Source organism: Streptomyces sp. NPDC047974, assembly GCF_040653375.1.
Lineage (GTDB): Bacteria > Actinomycetota > Actinomycetes > Streptomycetales > Streptomycetaceae > Streptomyces.
Window position 1 is genome coordinate 1 of sequence record NZ_JBEZNU010000040.1, and the last position, 14698, is coordinate 14698.

General features: G+C 72.8%; 16 protein-coding genes. 6 read left to right on the forward strand and 10 right to left on the reverse strand.

Features of this window, described 5'->3' with window-relative positions; genetic code table 11:
• Nucleotides 1-1009: LacI family DNA-binding transcriptional regulator (locus AB0E19_RS34290; protein ID WP_362187585.1), on the forward strand; the 1009-nt coding region annotated here is incomplete at its 5' end.
• A 6-nt stretch (nt 1010-1015) separates the two neighbouring features.
• Here the strand turns inward: AB0E19_RS34290 and AB0E19_RS34295 are convergent.
• The 5 genes from AB0E19_RS34295 to AB0E19_RS34315 form a co-directional block, all read right to left on the reverse strand.
• Nucleotides 1016-2308 (reverse strand): aldolase/citrate lyase family protein, encoded by a 1293-nt coding sequence (locus AB0E19_RS34295; protein ID WP_362187589.1) that lies wholly within the window; start codon nt 2306-2308, stop codon nt 1016-1018.
• Between the two features lie 155 nt (nt 2309-2463).
• Complete coding sequence (locus AB0E19_RS34300; protein WP_362187592.1) at nt 2464-3426, reverse strand: electron transfer flavoprotein subunit alpha/FixB family protein; 963 nt, start codon at nt 3424-3426, stop codon at nt 2464-2466.
• A 65-nt stretch (nt 3427-3491) separates the two neighbouring features.
• Nucleotides 3492-4277, reverse strand: coding sequence for an electron transfer flavoprotein subunit beta/FixA family protein (locus AB0E19_RS34305; protein WP_282692304.1), 786 nt, complete (start codon nt 4275-4277; stop codon nt 3492-3494).
• Nucleotides 4278-4475: 198 nt separating this feature from the next.
• Nucleotides 4476-5000 (reverse strand): flavin reductase family protein, encoded by a 525-nt coding sequence (locus AB0E19_RS34310; RefSeq protein ID WP_362187597.1) that lies wholly within the window; start codon nt 4998-5000, stop codon nt 4476-4478.
• A gap of 248 nt (nt 5001-5248) precedes the next feature.
• Entirely contained in the window at nt 5249-5575 is a 327-nt protein-coding gene (locus tag AB0E19_RS34315; RefSeq protein WP_362187600.1) for a thioredoxin family protein, read from the reverse strand.
• Nucleotides 5576-5816: 241 nt separating this feature from the next.
• Between AB0E19_RS34315 and AB0E19_RS34320 the strand changes: the two genes are divergently transcribed.
• Nucleotides 5817-6542: a lysophospholipid acyltransferase family protein gene (locus tag AB0E19_RS34320; protein WP_360610421.1), complete on the forward strand. Its 726-nt coding sequence runs from the start codon at nt 5817-5819 to the stop codon at nt 6540-6542.
• Nucleotides 6543-6677: 135 nt separating this feature from the next.
• Here AB0E19_RS34320 and AB0E19_RS34325 read toward each other — a convergent pair whose 3' ends face one another.
• The 5 genes from AB0E19_RS34325 to AB0E19_RS34345 all read right to left on the reverse strand — a co-directional run bounded on the left by AB0E19_RS34325 (nt 6678) and on the right by AB0E19_RS34345 (nt 11354).
• Nucleotides 6678-7280 (reverse strand): transglutaminase family protein, encoded by a 603-nt coding sequence (locus AB0E19_RS34325; RefSeq protein ID WP_362187604.1) that lies wholly within the window; start codon nt 7278-7280, stop codon nt 6678-6680.
• A 77-nt stretch (nt 7281-7357) separates the two neighbouring features.
• Nucleotides 7358-8440 (reverse strand): low specificity L-threonine aldolase, encoded by a 1083-nt coding sequence (locus AB0E19_RS34330; protein ID WP_362187705.1) that lies wholly within the window; start codon nt 8438-8440, stop codon nt 7358-7360.
• On the reverse strand, nt 8437-9195 hold the full coding sequence (locus AB0E19_RS34335) for an SDR family NAD(P)-dependent oxidoreductase (protein ID WP_362187607.1): 759 nt from the start codon (nt 9193-9195) through the stop codon (nt 8437-8439). The genes AB0E19_RS34330 and AB0E19_RS34335 overlap by 4 nt, the downstream gene beginning before the upstream one ends.
• A gap of 32 nt (nt 9196-9227) precedes the next feature.
• Complete coding sequence (locus AB0E19_RS34340) at nt 9228-10625, reverse strand: DUF6421 family protein (RefSeq protein ID WP_362187610.1); 1398 nt, start codon at nt 10623-10625, stop codon at nt 9228-9230.
• 156 nt (nt 10626-10781) lie between these two features.
• On the reverse strand, nt 10782-11354 hold the full coding sequence (locus AB0E19_RS34345; protein WP_362187613.1) for a GNAT family N-acetyltransferase: 573 nt from the start codon (nt 11352-11354) through the stop codon (nt 10782-10784).
• Nucleotides 11355-11519: 165 nt separating this feature from the next.
• Between AB0E19_RS34345 and AB0E19_RS34350 the strand changes: the two genes are divergently transcribed.
• From AB0E19_RS34350 to AB0E19_RS34365, 4 genes are all read left to right on the forward strand, one after another.
• The gene (locus AB0E19_RS34350) at nt 11520-12110 is read left to right on the forward strand and encodes a DUF5134 domain-containing protein (RefSeq protein WP_362187616.1); all 591 of its coding nucleotides are present in this window, start codon (nt 11520-11522) and stop codon (nt 12108-12110) included.
• A 112-nt stretch (nt 12111-12222) separates the two neighbouring features.
• The gene (locus AB0E19_RS34355; RefSeq protein ID WP_362187619.1) at nt 12223-13167 is read left to right on the forward strand and encodes a M56 family metallopeptidase; all 945 of its coding nucleotides are present in this window, start codon (nt 12223-12225) and stop codon (nt 13165-13167) included.
• A 103-nt stretch (nt 13168-13270) separates the two neighbouring features.
• A complete protein-coding gene (locus AB0E19_RS34360) occupies nt 13271-13948 on the forward strand; it encodes a phosphatase PAP2 family protein (protein WP_362187623.1) in 678 nt (225 codons plus the stop codon).
• Between the two features lie 132 nt (nt 13949-14080).
• Complete coding sequence (locus AB0E19_RS34365; RefSeq protein ID WP_362187626.1) at nt 14081-14698, forward strand: helix-turn-helix domain-containing protein; 618 nt, start codon at nt 14081-14083, stop codon at nt 14696-14698.

Genomic DNA, 14698 nt, shown 5'->3' on the forward strand with positions numbered 1-14698 from the left:
CAACCGGCCCACCATGAAGGACGTCGCCGCCCGGGCGGGCGTCGGCCTGAAGACGGTCTCCCGGGTCGTGAACGGCGAGCCGGGGGTCACCCCGGAGACCGAGGGGCGGGTCCGCGAGGCCATCGACGCGCTCGGATTCCGCCGCAACGACAGCGCACGGGTGCTGCGGAAGGGGCGGACGGCGACCGTCGGCCTGGTCCTGGAGGATCTCGCCGACCCGTTCTACGGGCAGCTCAGCCGCGCCGTGGAGGAGGTGGCGCGGGCCCACGGCACGCTGCTGATCAACGGCTCCAGCGCGGCCGACCCCGGGCGCGAGCAGGAGCTGGCGCTGACGCTCTGCGCGCGCCGGGTGGACGGCCTGATCGTGATCCCGGCCGGAGACGACCACCGGTATCTGGAGCCGGAGATGCGGGCGGGCGTGGCCACGGTCTTCGCCGACCGCCCGGCCGGGCTCATCGACGCGGACGCCGTCCTGTCGGACGGCTTCGGCGGGGCACGGGAGGGCGTGGCGCATCTGATCGCCCACGGCCACCGGCGGATCGGCTTCGTCGGCGACCGGCCGCGGATCCACACGGCGGCGGAGCGGCTGCGCGGCTACCGGGCGGCGATGGAGGACGCGGGGCTGCCGGTCGACGAGCGGTGGGTGGCGCCGGGATCCACGGATCCGGAGCGGGTGGCGGCGGCGCTCGCCGGGATGCTGTCCGGCCCCGAGCCGGTGACGGCGCTCTTCGCGGGCAACAACCGGGTCACCGTCACCGCCGTGCGCGTGCTGGCCGGGCGGGCCGCCGGTGCGCACCCGGTGGCGCTCGTCGGCTTCGACGACGTCGAGCTCGGCGACGTCCTGGGCGTCACGGTGATCGCCCAGGATCCGGCCGCGCTCGGCCGGACGGCGGCCGAGCTGCTCTTCCGGCGGCTCGACGGGGCCGCGGAGCCGCCCCGCCGGGTCGTCATCGGGACGCGGCTCCTCGCCCGGGGCTCGGGCGAGGTCCCGCCGCCGGCGTCCGGCTGAGCGGGGTCAGCGCTCGGCGCTGGCCGTGAGGTCGCCGCGGCGCGGGGCGGCGAAGCGCTCCACGTCGGCGCGGGTCATGCCGGTGAGGGCGTCGACCTCGGCGGTGTCGAGGGCGCCGCACTGGAGGCCGCGCAGCAGGTAGGAGGAGAGCGCCTTGGCGGTGGCGGGCTCGTCCATGACGTCGCCGCCGGCGTGGTTGGCGTAGGCGGAAAGGCGCTTGGCGGCGGTCTCGAAGCCTTCGCGGTAGAAGGCGAAGACGGCGGCGTAGCGGGTGGGGATGTGGCCCGGGTGCATGTCCCAGCCCTGGTAGTAGGCGCGGGCCAGGGCGCGGCGGGTGAGGCCGTAGTGCAGCTTCCACGCCTCGTGGACGTGGGCGGTGGAGCCGACCGGGAGGACGTTGGTGGAGCCGTCGGAGACGCGTACGCCGGTGCCGGCGGCGGCGACCTGCATGATCGCCTTGGCGTGGTCGGCGGCCGGGTGGTCGCTGGCCTGGTAGGCGGCGGAGACGCCGAGGCAGGCGCTGTAGTCGAAGGTGCCGTAGTGGAGGCCGGTGGCGCGGCCCTCGGCGGCGTCGATCATGCGGGCGACGGCGGCGGTGCCGTCGGCGGCGAGGATGGACTGGCTGGTCTCGATCTGGATCTCGAAGCCGAGGCGGCCGGCGTCGAGGCCGTGGGCCTTCTCGAAGGCCTCCAGGAGGCGGACGAAGGCGGTGACCTGCTCGGGGTAGGTGACCTTCGGGAGGGTGAGGACGAGGCCGTCGGGCAGGCCGCCGCTCTCCAGGAGGCCGGTGAGGAAGACGTCGGTGGTGCGGATGCCGCGGTCGCGGACGGCGGCCTCCATGCACTTCATCCGGATGCCCATGTACGGGGCGGCGGTGCCCTTCGCGTACGCCTCGTTGATCAGGCGCGCGGCGCGGGCCGCGTCCTGGTCCTCGTCCGCGCCGGCGTAGCCGTCCTCGAAGTCGACGCGGAGGTCCTCGATGGGCTCGCGCTCCAGCTTGGCGCGGACGCGGGTGTACACGTCCTCCGCGAGCGCGTCGGAGAGCCCGAGGACGGCGGCGAAGGAGGCGGCGTCGGGGGCGTGCTCGTCGAGCGCGGCGAGGGCCTGGTCGCCCCAGGAGCGGATGGTGCCGGCGTCGAAGACGTTGCCGGGGACGTAGACGGTGTGGACGGGCTGGCGGGTGCCGGGGTCGCCCGGGTAGCGGCGGTCGAGCTCGGCGTCCACCGCGGCGAGGGAGGCGCTGATGCCCTCGCTGACCGCGCCCGCGAGGCTCGTCGACACCTTCTCCTGCTGACCCATCCCTGATCCCTCCTGTTTTCCGCTTCACGGAATCAACAATCCGTATAGCGAAGTTAGTAGGCCGTCGGACCTGCGTCAATGGTTGTCCGAAACGGCCGGGGGCCGCACGGCGAAACTCGCCGTGCGGCCCCCTGGACCTGCGGAAGCGCTGGTGGTCAGCCCTTGCGGGCCTGGACCTCCTGGGTCAGGACCGGGACGACGTCGAAGAGGTCGCCCACCACGCCGTAGTCGACGAGGTCGAAGATCGGAGCCTCGGCGTCCTTGTTGATGGCGACGATGGTCTTCGAGGTCTGCATGCCGGCGCGGTGCTGGATCGCGCCGGAGATGCCCGCCGCGATGTACAGCTGCGGGGAGACCGACTTGCCGGTCTGGCCGACCTGGTTGGAGTGCGGGTACCAGCCGGCGTCGACGGCGGCGCGGGAGGCGCCGACGGCCGCGCCGAGCGAGTCGGCGAGGGCCTCGATGACCGCGAAGTTCTCGGCGCCGTTGACGCCACGGCCGCCGGAGACCACGATCGCGGCCTCGGTCAGCTCCGGGCGGCCGGTCGACTCGCGCGCGGTGCGGGCGGTGACCTTGGTGCCGTGGGCCTTCTCCGAGAAGGAGACGGCCAGGGCCTCGACGGCGCCGGCGGCCGGGGCGGCCTCGACCGGGGCCGAGTTCGGCTTGACGGTGATGACCGGGGTGCCCTTGGAGACGCGGGACTTGGTGGTGAAGGAGGCGGCGAACGCGGACTGCGTAGCGACCGGGCCCTCGTCACCGGCCTCCAGGTCCACGGCGTCGGTGATGATGCCGGAGCCGATGCGGACCGCGAGGCGGGCCGCGATCTCCTTGTTCTCGGCGGAGGACGGGACGAGCACGGCGGCCGGGGAGACGGCGTCGTACGCGGCCTGGAGGGCCTCGACCTTGGGGACGACGAGGTACTCGGAGAACTCGGGGGCGTCGGCGGTCAGGACGCGGACGGCACCGTGCTCGCCGAGGACGGCGGCGGTCTCGGCGGCGCCGTTGCCGAGGGCGACGGCGACCGGCTCGCCGATGCGGCGGGCGAGGGTCAGCAGCTCCAGGGTGGGCTTGCGGACGGCTCCGTCGACGTGGTCGACGTAGACGAGAATCTCAGCCATGGGACTTCAATCTCCTGCGAACGAAAAGGGGACGGCCTGAGGGGACAGCGCGGCTCGCGGGAGCCTTAGATGAACTTCTGGCTCGCGAGGTACTCGGCGAGCTGCTTGCCGCCCTCGCCCTCGTCCTTGACGATCGTGCCCGCGGTGCGCGCCGGACGCTCGTCGGCGGAGTCGACGGCGGTCCAGGAGCCCTCCAGGCCGACCTCGTCCTCGTCGATGTCCAGGTCGTCGAGCTCCAGCTCCTCGACCGGCTTCTTCTTGGCGGCCATGATGCCCTTGAAGGACGGGTAGCGCGCCTCGCCCGACTGGTCCGTCACGGAGACGACGGCCGGGAGGGAGGCCTCCAGCTGCTCGGAGGCGGTGTCGCCGTCACGACGGCCGGTGACCTTGCCGTCCTCGACCTTGACCTCGGAGAGCAGGGTGACCTGCGGGACGCCCAGGCGCTCGGCCAGGATCGCCGGGAGGACACCCATGGTGCCGTCGGTGGAGGCCATGCCGGCGATGACCAGGTCGTAGCCGGTCTTCTCGATCGCCTTGGCGAGCACCAGCGAGGTGGCCATGACGTCGGAGCCGTGGATGGACTCGTCGTCGACGTGGACGGCCTTGTCGGCGCCCATCGACAGCGCCTTGCGGAGCGCGTCGCGCGCGTCCTCGGGGCCGACGGTGAGGACGGTCACCTCGGCGTCGTCCGCCTCCTCGGCGATCTGCAGCGCCTGCTCGACCGCGTACTCGTCGAGCTCCGACAGGAGACCGTCGACGTCCTCGCGGTCGACCGTCAGGTCGTCGGCGAACTTCCGGTCGCCAGTGGCGTCCGGCACGTACTTCACACAGACAACGATCCTCAAGCTCACGCCGGCTCTCCTACTGCATCGTCATAACTGGGCTGCCTTGTTGCTCGCAGCATAGGCGCCTGAAGGGCGGGTTTCCGGCCGGGGCGCCGGACGCCTCGACCAGATATTACTCGTCAGTACACCCAGTTCGTGACCAGTAAGCAAGCGCTCAGCACTGTGATCTGCCCAACGCGCGCGACGCGGTCGGCGCGGGAACTCTCAGTCGCGCAGCGCGTTGAAGCGCCCCTGGTGGTACAGGAGCGGACGGCCGTCGCCACCGGGATCACCCGCGACGGCCTCGGCTATGACGATCCGGTGGTCGCCGGCGGGCACCCGGGCCACCACCCGGCAGACCAGCCAGGCCTGTACGCCGTCGAGCACGGGCACGCCCTCGGGCCCCCGGCTCCAGCGCGTCGGCGCGGCGAACCGGTCGGCGCCGCTGCGCGCGAAGGTGGTCGCCAGCTGCTCCTGGTGCTCCCCGAGGATGTGCACCCCGATGTGCTCCGCCTCGGCGAGCACGGGCCAGCTGGAGGAGCCGGTGCCCACGCCGAAGGAGATCAGCGGCGGGTCGGCGGCGACGGAGTTGAGCGAGGTGGCGGTGAAGCCGACGGGGCGCTCGCCGTGCGCGGTGATCACGGCGACGCCGGCGGCGTGCCGCCGGAAGACGGAGCGCAGCAGGTCGGGTGAGGCGGAGCGGGGAGCGCCGATCGCGGGAACGGCGCGGAGCTCGGGCGAGACCGTCATGGAGTCGTCCTTCGTGCGGGGCGGCGTGCGGAGGGGTCCGGGGGCGTCAGAGGCCCGGACAGCGCGCGCTCGCGTGGCGGCCCAGGTCCACGTCGGCCCGGCCGTAGAGAAGGAGGTCACCGGTCACTCCGTCAGGGTGACGACGAGTGACGGCCCAGGTCAAGTGCGTACCGCGATGTGGGAGATGTGTCACCGCGTCAGAAGCCGGGGCCCGGTCGGCCCCGGGGAGGGCCGGCGGCCCGGCGCGCTCACAGCGCGTGACCGAGGGCGGCGATGACGTCCGCCTTGCGGGGCTGCCCGGCGGCCCGGCGCACGATCACTCCGGCCGCGTCGAGGACGAGGACGGTGGGGGTACGGGTCACCCCGAGGTCGCGGACGAGGCCGAGGTGCTCCTCGGCGTCGATCTCCACGTGCGCCACGCCCGGAACCATGGCCGCCACCTCGTCGAGCACCCGGCGGGTCGCCCGGCAGGGCTGGCAGAAGGCGCTGGAGAACTGGACCAGGGTCGCCCGCTCCCCCAGCTCCGCGCCGCCGAGCCGTTCCGGCCCGAGCCTTCCCGTCGTCGCCACCGTCATCCCTGGTCCCCCGTCATCCTTCTCCGCCGTTTCCGCGTCCTTCTCCCCGTGCAGCGTCGCACGGGGCCGAACGATTCCCGCCACGACCACCGCGAGTGACGAGAATCTCCCCGTACGAAGCCGCCTGGACTGGTCACGGCGGCCCACATGGGGCACGATCTGCCCAAAGCCGAAAACCTACGGCCGCGTAACTTCGCCGGGAGAGCCCTCCCACAGGCATGGACGAAGGGGTATCTCTCCCATGGCAGAACTCGTGTACCGACCGGTGGTCGGCGCCGCGCTCACCATGTTCAAGGCGCTCGACCTCAAGATCGACACACAGGGTTCGGAGCACATCCCGCGGACCGGGGGTGCCGTCCTCGTCAGCAACCACATCAGCTACCTGGACTTCATCTTCGACGGCCTGGCCGCGCTGCCGCAGAAGCGTCTGGTGCGCTTCATGGCGAAGGAGTCCGTCTTCCGCCACAAGGTCTCCGGGCCGCTGATGCGGGCGATGAAGCACATCCCGGTGGACCGCTCCCAGGGCGAGCACGCGTACAAGCACGCCCTGGAGTCGCTGCGGGCGGGCGAGATCGTCGGCGTCTTCCCCGAGGCGACCATCTCGGAGTCGTTCACGCTGAAGAGCTTCAAGTCGGGCGCCGCCCGGCTCGCGCAGGAGGCCGGGGTGCCGCTGATCCCCATGGCCCTGTGGGGCACGCAGCGGATCTGGACGAAGGGCCGGCCGCGGAACTTCAAGCGGGCGCACATCCCGGTGACGATCCGGGTCGGCGAGCCGATGGAGGCCCCCGCCGACCAGTTCGCGGGTGCGATCACGCGCCGGCTGCGCGACCGCGTCCAGGAGCTCCTGGAGGCCGCGCAGCGCGCCTACCCGGTGCGCCCGAAGGACGCCACGGACACCTGGTGGATCCCCGCGCACCTGGGCGGCACGGCGCCGACCCCGGAGCAGCTGAAGGCCGCCGGGAAGTAGTCCCTGAGGTGCCCCACCCGGGTCGCGCACGGTGATCCGCGCCCCGGGGCCCGTCTTCCGGAGCGCCGCGCCTGCGTCGCCACAGGCCCGTGGTCACCCGCCTGTGGTCACAGGCCCGTGACCACAGGTCCGTGGTCACAGGTCCGTGGGGAGGGTCCGCCACAGGTGGGGCCGGTCGGTCGCGGCCCGGAGCGCGCGGAGGACGACCGGATGCGGTTCAGCGTAGAGAACCGGATAGTCCACTTCATCGACGTCCGGGCGTACGGCCCAGGCCAGTCGCTCCTCCCCGACCGAGAACTGGGCGTCCACGCCGGGCGGGACGTTGCCGCGCACGTCCTGCCGGGCCCACCGCTCCTCACCGGGCAGCAGGACGGCGGCCAGTCCGTGGATCACCGGATTCGAGCCGTCGTCCTCGGCGAGGCGCTGGTAGCAGAGGGCCGCGGGGATGCCCCGGGCCCGCAGGAGCGCGGCGTACGCGACGGACTTGGCGTAGCAGATGCCGGTGCCCTGCTCCAGGACGTCGGAGGCGCGCCAGGTGACGCGCGTGTCCCCGGAGTCCTGGGAGTGCGGGATGGCGTCGCGGACGAACTCGAAGGCGGCCTTGGCGTATGAGTATGCGTCGGCACGGTCGACGGCGATGCGGTCCGCCGTGGCGCGGACGAGCGGATGGTCATGGTCGACGGCCTCACCGACGGCCAGATACGCGGCGATATCGGCGTGCTGCTGCTTCAGCTCCATGATCCGCGAGCATAGGTATGCGGTCGAGCAGAGTCAATCAATTTCCACTCGACCGCATATCTATTCAATTTCAGGCTCTACTGGCGGGCCAGCTCTTCCTTCAGCGCCTGGAGGAAGGCGTCGACGTCGTCCTCCGTGGTGTCGAAGGAGCACATCCAGCGCACGTCGCCGGCCTGCTCGTCCCAGAAGTAGAAGCGGAACCGCTCCTGGAGCCGTCGGCTGACCTCGTGCGGGAGGCGCGCGAAGACCGCGTTGGCCTGCACCGGGTAGAGGATCTCCACGCCGTCCAGGGCGCGCACGCCGTCCGCGAGGCGGCGGGCCATCGCGTTCGCCTGCCGGGCGTTGCGCAGCCACAGGTCCTTGGCGAGCAGCGCTTCCAGCTGCACCGACAGGAAGCGCATCTTGGACGCGAGCTGCATGGACAGCTTGCGCAGGTGCTTCATGTGGCTGACCGCGTCCGGGTTGAGGACGATCACGGCCTCGCCGAAGAGCATGCCGTTCTTCGTGCCGCCGTACGAGACGACGTCGACGCCCACCGCGTTGGTGAAGGCGCGCATCGGCACGTCCAGGGAGGCGGCCGCGTTGGCTATCCGGGCGCCGTCGAGGTGCACCTTCATGCCCTTGGAGTGGGCGTGCTCGACGATGGCGCGGACCTCGTCCACGGTGTAGACGGTGCCCAGCTCGGTGTTCTGGGTGATCGAGACGACCTGGGGCATCGCCCGGTGCTCGTCCTCCCAGCCCCAGGCCTGCCGGTCGATCAGCTCGGGGGTGAGCTTGCCGTCCGGGGTGGGCACGGTGAGCAGCTTGAGGCCGCCCATACGCTCCGGCGCGCCGCCCTCGTCCACGTTGATGTGGGCGGTCTCGGCGCAGATCACGGCGCCCCAGCGGTCGGTGAGCGCCTGGAGGGCGGTCACGTTCGACCCGGTGCCGTTGAAGACCGGGAAGGCCTCCGCGAACGGGCCGAAGTGACTGTGCACGATCCGCTGGAGGTGCTCGGTGTACTCGTCCTCGCCGTAGGCGACCTGGTGGCCGTCGTTGGCGAGGGCGATCGCGGCGAGGATCTCGGGGTGGACGCCGGCGTAGTTGTCGCTCGCGAAGCCCCGGACCGACGGGTCGTGGTGACGACGGGCGTCGGTCCGGTGCCCGAGGGCGGCGGTCACGGTGCGGGGGTCAGCCACAGGCGCTGTCCATTCACTTCCTGGGCGGGCCGGTCCCACAGGCCGGCGATCTCGTCGGCCAGGTCCTTGACGTCGGTGAAGCCCGCGAACTTCGCGTTGGGGCGTTCGGCGCGCATCGCGTCGTGCACCAATGCCTTGATCACCAGGATGGCAGCCGCCGCCTGGGGGCCGTCCTCGCCCCCCAGCTTGCGGAAGGAGTCCGCCATGGCGAGCGTCCAGGCCTCGGCCGCGGCCTTGCCCGCGTTGTACGCGGCGTTGTTGGCCTGCGGCTTGTGGGCGCCGACCTGGCTGACCAGCGCGTAGCGGCCGCTGCCGCCGCTGCGGAGCAGGGCGTCGTGGAAGGCGAGCGAGGTGTGCTGGACCGTGCGGATCAGGAGCTTCTCCAGGAAGTCCCAGTCCGCGAGGTCGGTCTCGGTGAAGGAGGAGCTGCCGCGCCAGCCGCCCACGAGGTGGACGAGCCCGTCGACACGGCCGAACTCCTTCTCCGTCTTGTCGGCCCAGGTGCGCGTGGCACCGAGGTCGAGGAGGTCCACGGTGTCGCCGACGACCTTGGCGCCGTGCACCTCGCGGGCCGCCTCGACGGCCTCGGCGAGCCGGGCCGGGTCGGCGTCGGCGGCGACCACGGTCGCGCCGGCGCCGGCGAGGCGGATCAGGGCCGCCCGGCCGGCGGGTCCCGCCGCGCCGGCCACGGCGATGACCGTCCCGTCGAGAGGTCCACCGTTTCCGTTGGCGTTCATGGACGCCTCCTCCGTGTGCTCCGTACCGTCGGTCACGCGGCGGCCCGCTCGGGCATGTCCGCGGCGGTGATCCCCTTGGTGTCGGCGATCACGCCCTTCATCTTCTTGGAAAGGGCCTCGAAGAACATGCTGAGCGGAAACTCGTCGGGAAGCACGTCGTCGACGAGCTTGCGCGGCGGGAGCGTGAGGTCCAGGGCGTCGGGGCCCTTGGCCCACTTGGAGCCCGGGTGCGGGGCGAGGTAGCCGGAGACGAACTCGTACGCCTTGATCCAGTGGACCAGCTTCGGACGGTCGATGCCGTCGCGGTAGAGGGTCTCGATGTCGGAGCAGAGGCGGTTGGTGACCTCGGGGGCGCGGTCCCAGTCGATCGTGAGGACGTTGTCCGTCCAGCGCACCACGTCGTTCTTGTGGAGGTACGCGAAGAGGAGCTGGCCGCCCAGACCGTCGTAGTTGCGGTTGCGGTCGCCGGTGAGCGGGAAGCGGAACATCCGGTCGAAGAGGACGGCGTACTGCACGTCGCGCCCGTGGGAGTTGCCTTCGCCCTCCAGCTTCACGGCCTCCTTGAAGGCGGTGAGGTCGCAGCGGAGCTCCTCCAGGCCGTACATCCAGAACGGCTGGCGCTGCTTGATCATGAAGGGGTCGAAGGGCAGGTCGCCGCGGCTGTGGGCACGGTCGTGGACCAGGTCCCAGAGGGCGAAGGCCTGCTCGCAGCGGCTCTGGTCGTCGAGCATGGCGGCGATGTCCGCGGGCAGCTTCAGGCCCAGGGTGTCGACGGCGGCCTCGGTGACCTTGCGGAAGCGGGCGGCCTCGCGGTCGCAGAAGATGCCGCCCCAGGTGAAGCGCTCGGGGACCTCGCGGACGGCGACGGTCTCCGGGAAGAGGACGGCCGAGTTGGTGTCGTACCCGGCGGTGAAGTCCTCGAAGCTGATGCCGATGTAGCCCGGGTTGTCGTAGCGGGTGGCCTCCAGCTCGGCGAGCCACTCGGGCCAGACCATGCGGAGGACGACGGCCTCGAAGTTGCGGTCCGGGTTGCCGTTCTGCGTGTACATCGGGAAGAGCACGAGGTGCTGGAGCCCGTCGGCGCGGCCGGCGGCCGGGTGGAAGGACAGCAGCGAGTCCAGGAAGTCCGGGACGCCGAAGCCGCCCTCGGACCACTTGCGCAGGTCGGCGACGAGCGCGCGGTGGTACTCGGCGTCGTGCGGCACGAGCGGGGAGAGCTGCTCGACGGCGGCCACCAGGCGGTCCACGGTCAGCTCGACGAGGGAACGCGCGGGCGCGTCCTCGGCCTCGAAGTCGACCGATCCGTCGGCACGCTGCCAGACGCGGATCTCCTCCACGGCGTTCTTGAGCTCCGGCCAGGCAGGGTGGTCGATGACGCGGGCGGTGGCTATCCCCTCGCCCATCACGTCCTGCACAAGAATTTCCGTCATGCCTCTTCCTCCACAGGAGAACCTTGCGTAAAGGAACCGTATCCACGCATGGCTCATGACCGCAAGGGGAGCAAGAGAAATTCTCCCGTGGGACACCCCTCCGACCGCATTTTTTCCTGTCGACCGGGGGGTGAACGGATGCTTCCGGCGGAAGGATCAGACCAGCGGCTTCACCAGGAGCTCGAAGCGGAGGTCGTCGCGCCGGGGCAGACCGAAGCGCTCGTCGCCGTACGGGAAGGGGCTCGTCTCGCCCGTGCGCCGATAGCCGCGCCGCTCGTACCAGGCGATCAGCTCCTCCCGGGCGGTGATTACCGTCATGTGCATCTCGCGGGCGTCCCACAGCGCGCGCACCCGCCGCTCGGCCTCCGCGATGATCCGCTTGCCGAGGCCGGCTCCCTGGAGCTCGGGCCGGACCGCGAACATGCCGAAGTAGGCGGCCTCGCCGCGGTGCTCCAGCTGGCAGCAGGCGACGGTGTCGCCGTCCCGCTCCACGAGCAGCAGCACGCTGCCGGGGGCGGCGATCACGGCGGCCACGCCCTCCGGGTCGGTCCGCTGCCCGTCCAGGAGGTCCGCCTCGGTGGTCCACCCGGCCCGGCTCGCGTCGCCCCGGTAGGCCGACTCGACGAGCGGGACCACGACGGGCACGTCGTCGAGCACCGCCTGCCGGAAGGTGAGGGCGCCGGGCTCCAGGCTCGCGGCGGTGTCGGGAACGGGCGTGGCGGTGTCCATCGTGCGGGGCTCCCCTCGGGCGCGGTGACCGGCGTGCGCGGTCGTCCCGAGCCTAACCCGCGCCGCCGCACCCCCTTTCGTACGCCTGTGCGCGCCCGTGCGCCCGCGTGCGCGCACCCCGCGGCGGGCAGTCCCTCCCCGGGGCACGAGTCGAGGGGGTGTGCCGTGCACGGACCGGCCCTGTCGGGATGGCTGCTCGTCGCGCTCTGCGCGGCCGTCGGGGCGTACTGCGCGCTGCGGACCCGGGCCAGCGCGGGCGAGGAGCGCCGCTCGGCGCGCGCGGAGGCGGTGATGGGCTTCGGGATGGCGGCGATGGCACTGCCGCCCGCCGTGCTCGCCCCGCCGTCCTGGAGCTGGGCGGTGTACGCGGCGCTCTTCGGCGCGGCGGCGGTGGCCGACCTCGTCGCGGCCCGCCGGGACGCGCACCGGCTGCACCACGCGGTGGGCTCCCTCGCCATGGTCTACATGGCGCTCACGATGGCCCCGTCGGCGGCGACCGGCGCACAGGGGGTGCACGCGGCGCACGGCGCGGGGGCGGCGGCCGGGGGGATACCCCTGCTCACGGGTGGACTGCTCCTCTACTACGCGGTGTACGTGCTCCGCTCCGGCGCCCGGCTCGTCCCGGCCGGTCCCCACGCGCGCGCGGGGAGACCGACGGGCGGCGTGCGGTCCGGCTGGGCGACCCGGCCGGAACTCACCCTGGCCTGCCGGCTGTCGATGGGGCTCGCCACGCTGGCGATGCTCTGCACGCTCTGAGTCCCTTGTCCCGCGCGGGCGTTCGGGCGCCCGGCCGGCGAAACCGTGGCGTACGTCACTTGCCGGGTGAGGCCATACCCCCGGGGAGCACCCCCCTCATAGGCTGACGCCCATGTGGGTCTCCCTCGCGCTGCTCCTGCTCGGCGTCCTGACCGCGCTCACCGCGCCCCGGCTGCTCGCCCGGGCCCACTGGGCGGAGCGAGAACCCGTCGTGGCGCTCTGGGTGTGGCAGTGCGCGGTGGCCACGGTCCTCGTCAGCTTCGCGCTCTCGATGACCTTCAGCGCGGCCGCCGCCTGGCAGGCCGTGCGCGGCCAGGTCTTCGCGCCCGCGCCGCGCGCGGTCCTCGACGCGTACGAACTCTCCACCGACGGCGGCCCCTGGTCGGCGGCGCTCGCCGTGGTCCTCGCGGCCGGCGGGCTGTGGAGCGGTGCCATGCTGGGGCGCGAGATCGGGCTCGCCCGCACCCGCCGCCGCAAGCGCCGCGACGACCTACTGGTCCGCGCCCCGCAGCTGCCCGGCGAAGAGCCGGACGGCGGGCGGCTCGTCGTCCTGGAGGGCGAGCGCCCCGACGCCTGGTGGCTGCACGGCACCACGCCCCGGCTCGTCATCACCACCGCCGCGCTGCGCCGCCTGAAGGGCCGCCGGCTCGACGCGCTGCTCGCCCACGAGCAGGGGCACGCCCGGGCCCGGCACGACTGGCTGCTCCACTGCTCCGGAGCGCTCGCCTCCGGCTTCCCCGGCATCCCGGTCTTCATCGCCTTCCGCGAGGAGATGCACCGGCTGGTCGAACTCGCCGCCGACGACGTGGCCTCGCGCCGCTTCGGGCGGCTCACCGTCGCGCTCGCGCTGGTGGAACTGAACGAGGAGCGGGGGGTGTTCGCCGCCCCGCCCGGCACCGGCCCCGAGGCCGGCCTCCCCCAGCGCGTCGACCGCCTCCTCACCGCCACCCCCCGGCTCCCCGCCGCCCACCGCCTGCGCCTGACGGCGACGGCGGCCCTGGTGCCCGCGGTCCCGGTGCTCATCGCCCTCTTCCCCGGCCTGGCCGCCCTGGGCTGACACCGTGACGGCGGGAGGTGCTCCGACCGGGACCCGGACCCGCGACCCGCGGGGCGGTGCCGCGTGGAGCGGGTCACGGCCGGCGGTCCGGCAGGATCGTGGAATGCGCTATTCCGCGATGCTCTCCGGAGGGCTCTCCCTGGTCCTGCTCGTGCTCGTGGCGGTCGAATGGAGCCCGCTGCTCGCCTTCGACCGCTCGGTCGACGAGGCGCTGCACCGCCACGCCCTCGCCCATCCCGGCCTCACCCGCTTCAACCGGGTACTGAGCGACTGGGTGTGGGACCCGTGGACGCTGCGGGCGCTGGCCCTCGCCGTGGCGCTCCTCCTCGTGCGGTACGGACACCGGCGCCTCGCGCTGTGGGTGGTCGGGACCGTGCTGGCCGCGGCCGGGGTGCAGCAGGGGGTGAAGGCGCTGGTCGACCGGGAGCGGCCGGTGTGGCGGGATCCGGTGGACTCGGCGTCGTTCGCCGCCTTCCCGTCGGGCCACGCGATGACGGCGGCGGTGGTCTGCGGGCTGCTGCTGTGGGTGTTCGCACTGGTCGGGCGGGAGCCGTGGCACGGCTGGGGCGCGGCGGCGGGTCTCGCGGTGGTGTCGGTGCTCGGGGTCGGCTGGACCCGGATCCACCTCGGCGTGCACTGGCCCTCGGACGTGCTGGCCGGCTGGCTGATGGGGTGGTGCTGCGTGGCCGTCGCCGTCCTCGCGTACCGCCGGAGGCCCGGCGAGGGCCCGCTTCCCGCGCCGCCGCGCGAGCCGCGCGACCATGGAGGGGAAGGGACATGACGAGGCCGCCCGTCCTGGACGATCCCCCGTGTCGCCCAGGAAAGGCGGCCTCCACGCCGTCGCGCCACGGGGGCGGGACGACGAGCCACGCTGAGTATATTGGCCGCGAGCCAGTCAACGCAGGAGCCCAGCATGACGCCGCGTAGCCCATCGGTCAACGAAGAGCTTCGGCGACGCTCCCGGGAGCGGATCCTGGCGGCCACCGTGGAGCTCGTCGGGGGCCGCGGATACGAGGCGACCACCCTCGGGGACATCGCCCGGGAGGCCGGGGTGGCACGCGGTCTGATCTCGTACTACTTCCCCGGCAAGCGGCAGTTGCTGCAGTCCGCGGTGCACCGGCTGATGCACCTCACGCTCGCCGAGGCGCTGGAGCGCGCGCCGCGCACCGAGGACGGCCGGGAGCGGCTGGCCCGGGCGATCGACGCGATCCTGGGGCTCGCGGTGGACCGCCCGACGCTGATGCGCACGCACATGGCCGGCATCCTCCAGGCCGAGGGCTTCGTGCGCTGCGAGGAGCAGCAGCGGCTCGCCTTCCTGCTGCGGGACACGGTGGAGCGGTACGGCTCCGAGGACGTGGACCGGGACTATCCGCTGCTGCGGGCGCTGCTGATGGGCGCGGTGGTGGGGGTGCTGCTGCCGGGGGCGCCGATGCCGATGCCCCGGCTGCGGGCGGAGCTGTTCCACCGCTACGGCCTGGACTGGGAGAGCGGCGCGCCGCCGGACGGTGGTCCGCCCGACGGCGCGCTCTGA

Bases quoted from the DNA above. Each gene is read 5' to 3' on its own strand.
- AB0E19_RS34295 (WP_362187589.1), bottom strand. From the start codon at position 2,308: ATGGGTCAGCAGGAGAAGGTGTCGACGAGCCTCGCGGGCGCGGTCAGC.
- AB0E19_RS34300 (WP_362187592.1), bottom strand. From the start codon at position 3,426: ATGGCTGAGATTCTCGTCTACGTCGACCACGTCGACGGAGCCGTCCGC.
- AB0E19_RS34310 (WP_362187597.1), bottom strand. From the start codon at position 5,000: ATGACGGTCTCGCCCGAGCTCCGCGCCGTTCCCGCGATCGGCGCTCCC.
- AB0E19_RS34315 (WP_362187600.1), bottom strand. From the start codon at position 5,575: ATGACGGTGGCGACGACGGGAAGGCTCGGGCCGGAACGGCTCGGCGGC.
- AB0E19_RS34320 (WP_360610421.1), top strand. From the start codon at position 5,817: ATGGCAGAACTCGTGTACCGACCGGTGGTCGGCGCCGCGCTCACCATG.
- AB0E19_RS34325 (WP_362187604.1), bottom strand. From the start codon at position 7,280: ATGGAGCTGAAGCAGCAGCACGCCGATATCGCCGCGTATCTGGCCGTC.
- AB0E19_RS34335 (WP_362187607.1), bottom strand. From the start codon at position 9,195: ATGAACGCCAACGGAAACGGTGGACCTCTCGACGGGACGGTCATCGCC.
- AB0E19_RS34340 (WP_362187610.1), bottom strand. From the start codon at position 10,625: ATGACGGAAATTCTTGTGCAGGACGTGATGGGCGAGGGGATAGCCACC.
- AB0E19_RS34345 (WP_362187613.1), bottom strand. From the start codon at position 11,354: ATGGACACCGCCACGCCCGTTCCCGACACCGCCGCGAGCCTGGAGCCC.
- AB0E19_RS34355 (WP_362187619.1), top strand. From the start codon at position 12,223: ATGTGGGTCTCCCTCGCGCTGCTCCTGCTCGGCGTCCTGACCGCGCTC.
- AB0E19_RS34360 (WP_362187623.1), top strand. From the start codon at position 13,271: ATGCGCTATTCCGCGATGCTCTCCGGAGGGCTCTCCCTGGTCCTGCTC.
- AB0E19_RS34365 (WP_362187626.1), top strand. From the start codon at position 14,081: ATGACGCCGCGTAGCCCATCGGTCAACGAAGAGCTTCGGCGACGCTCC.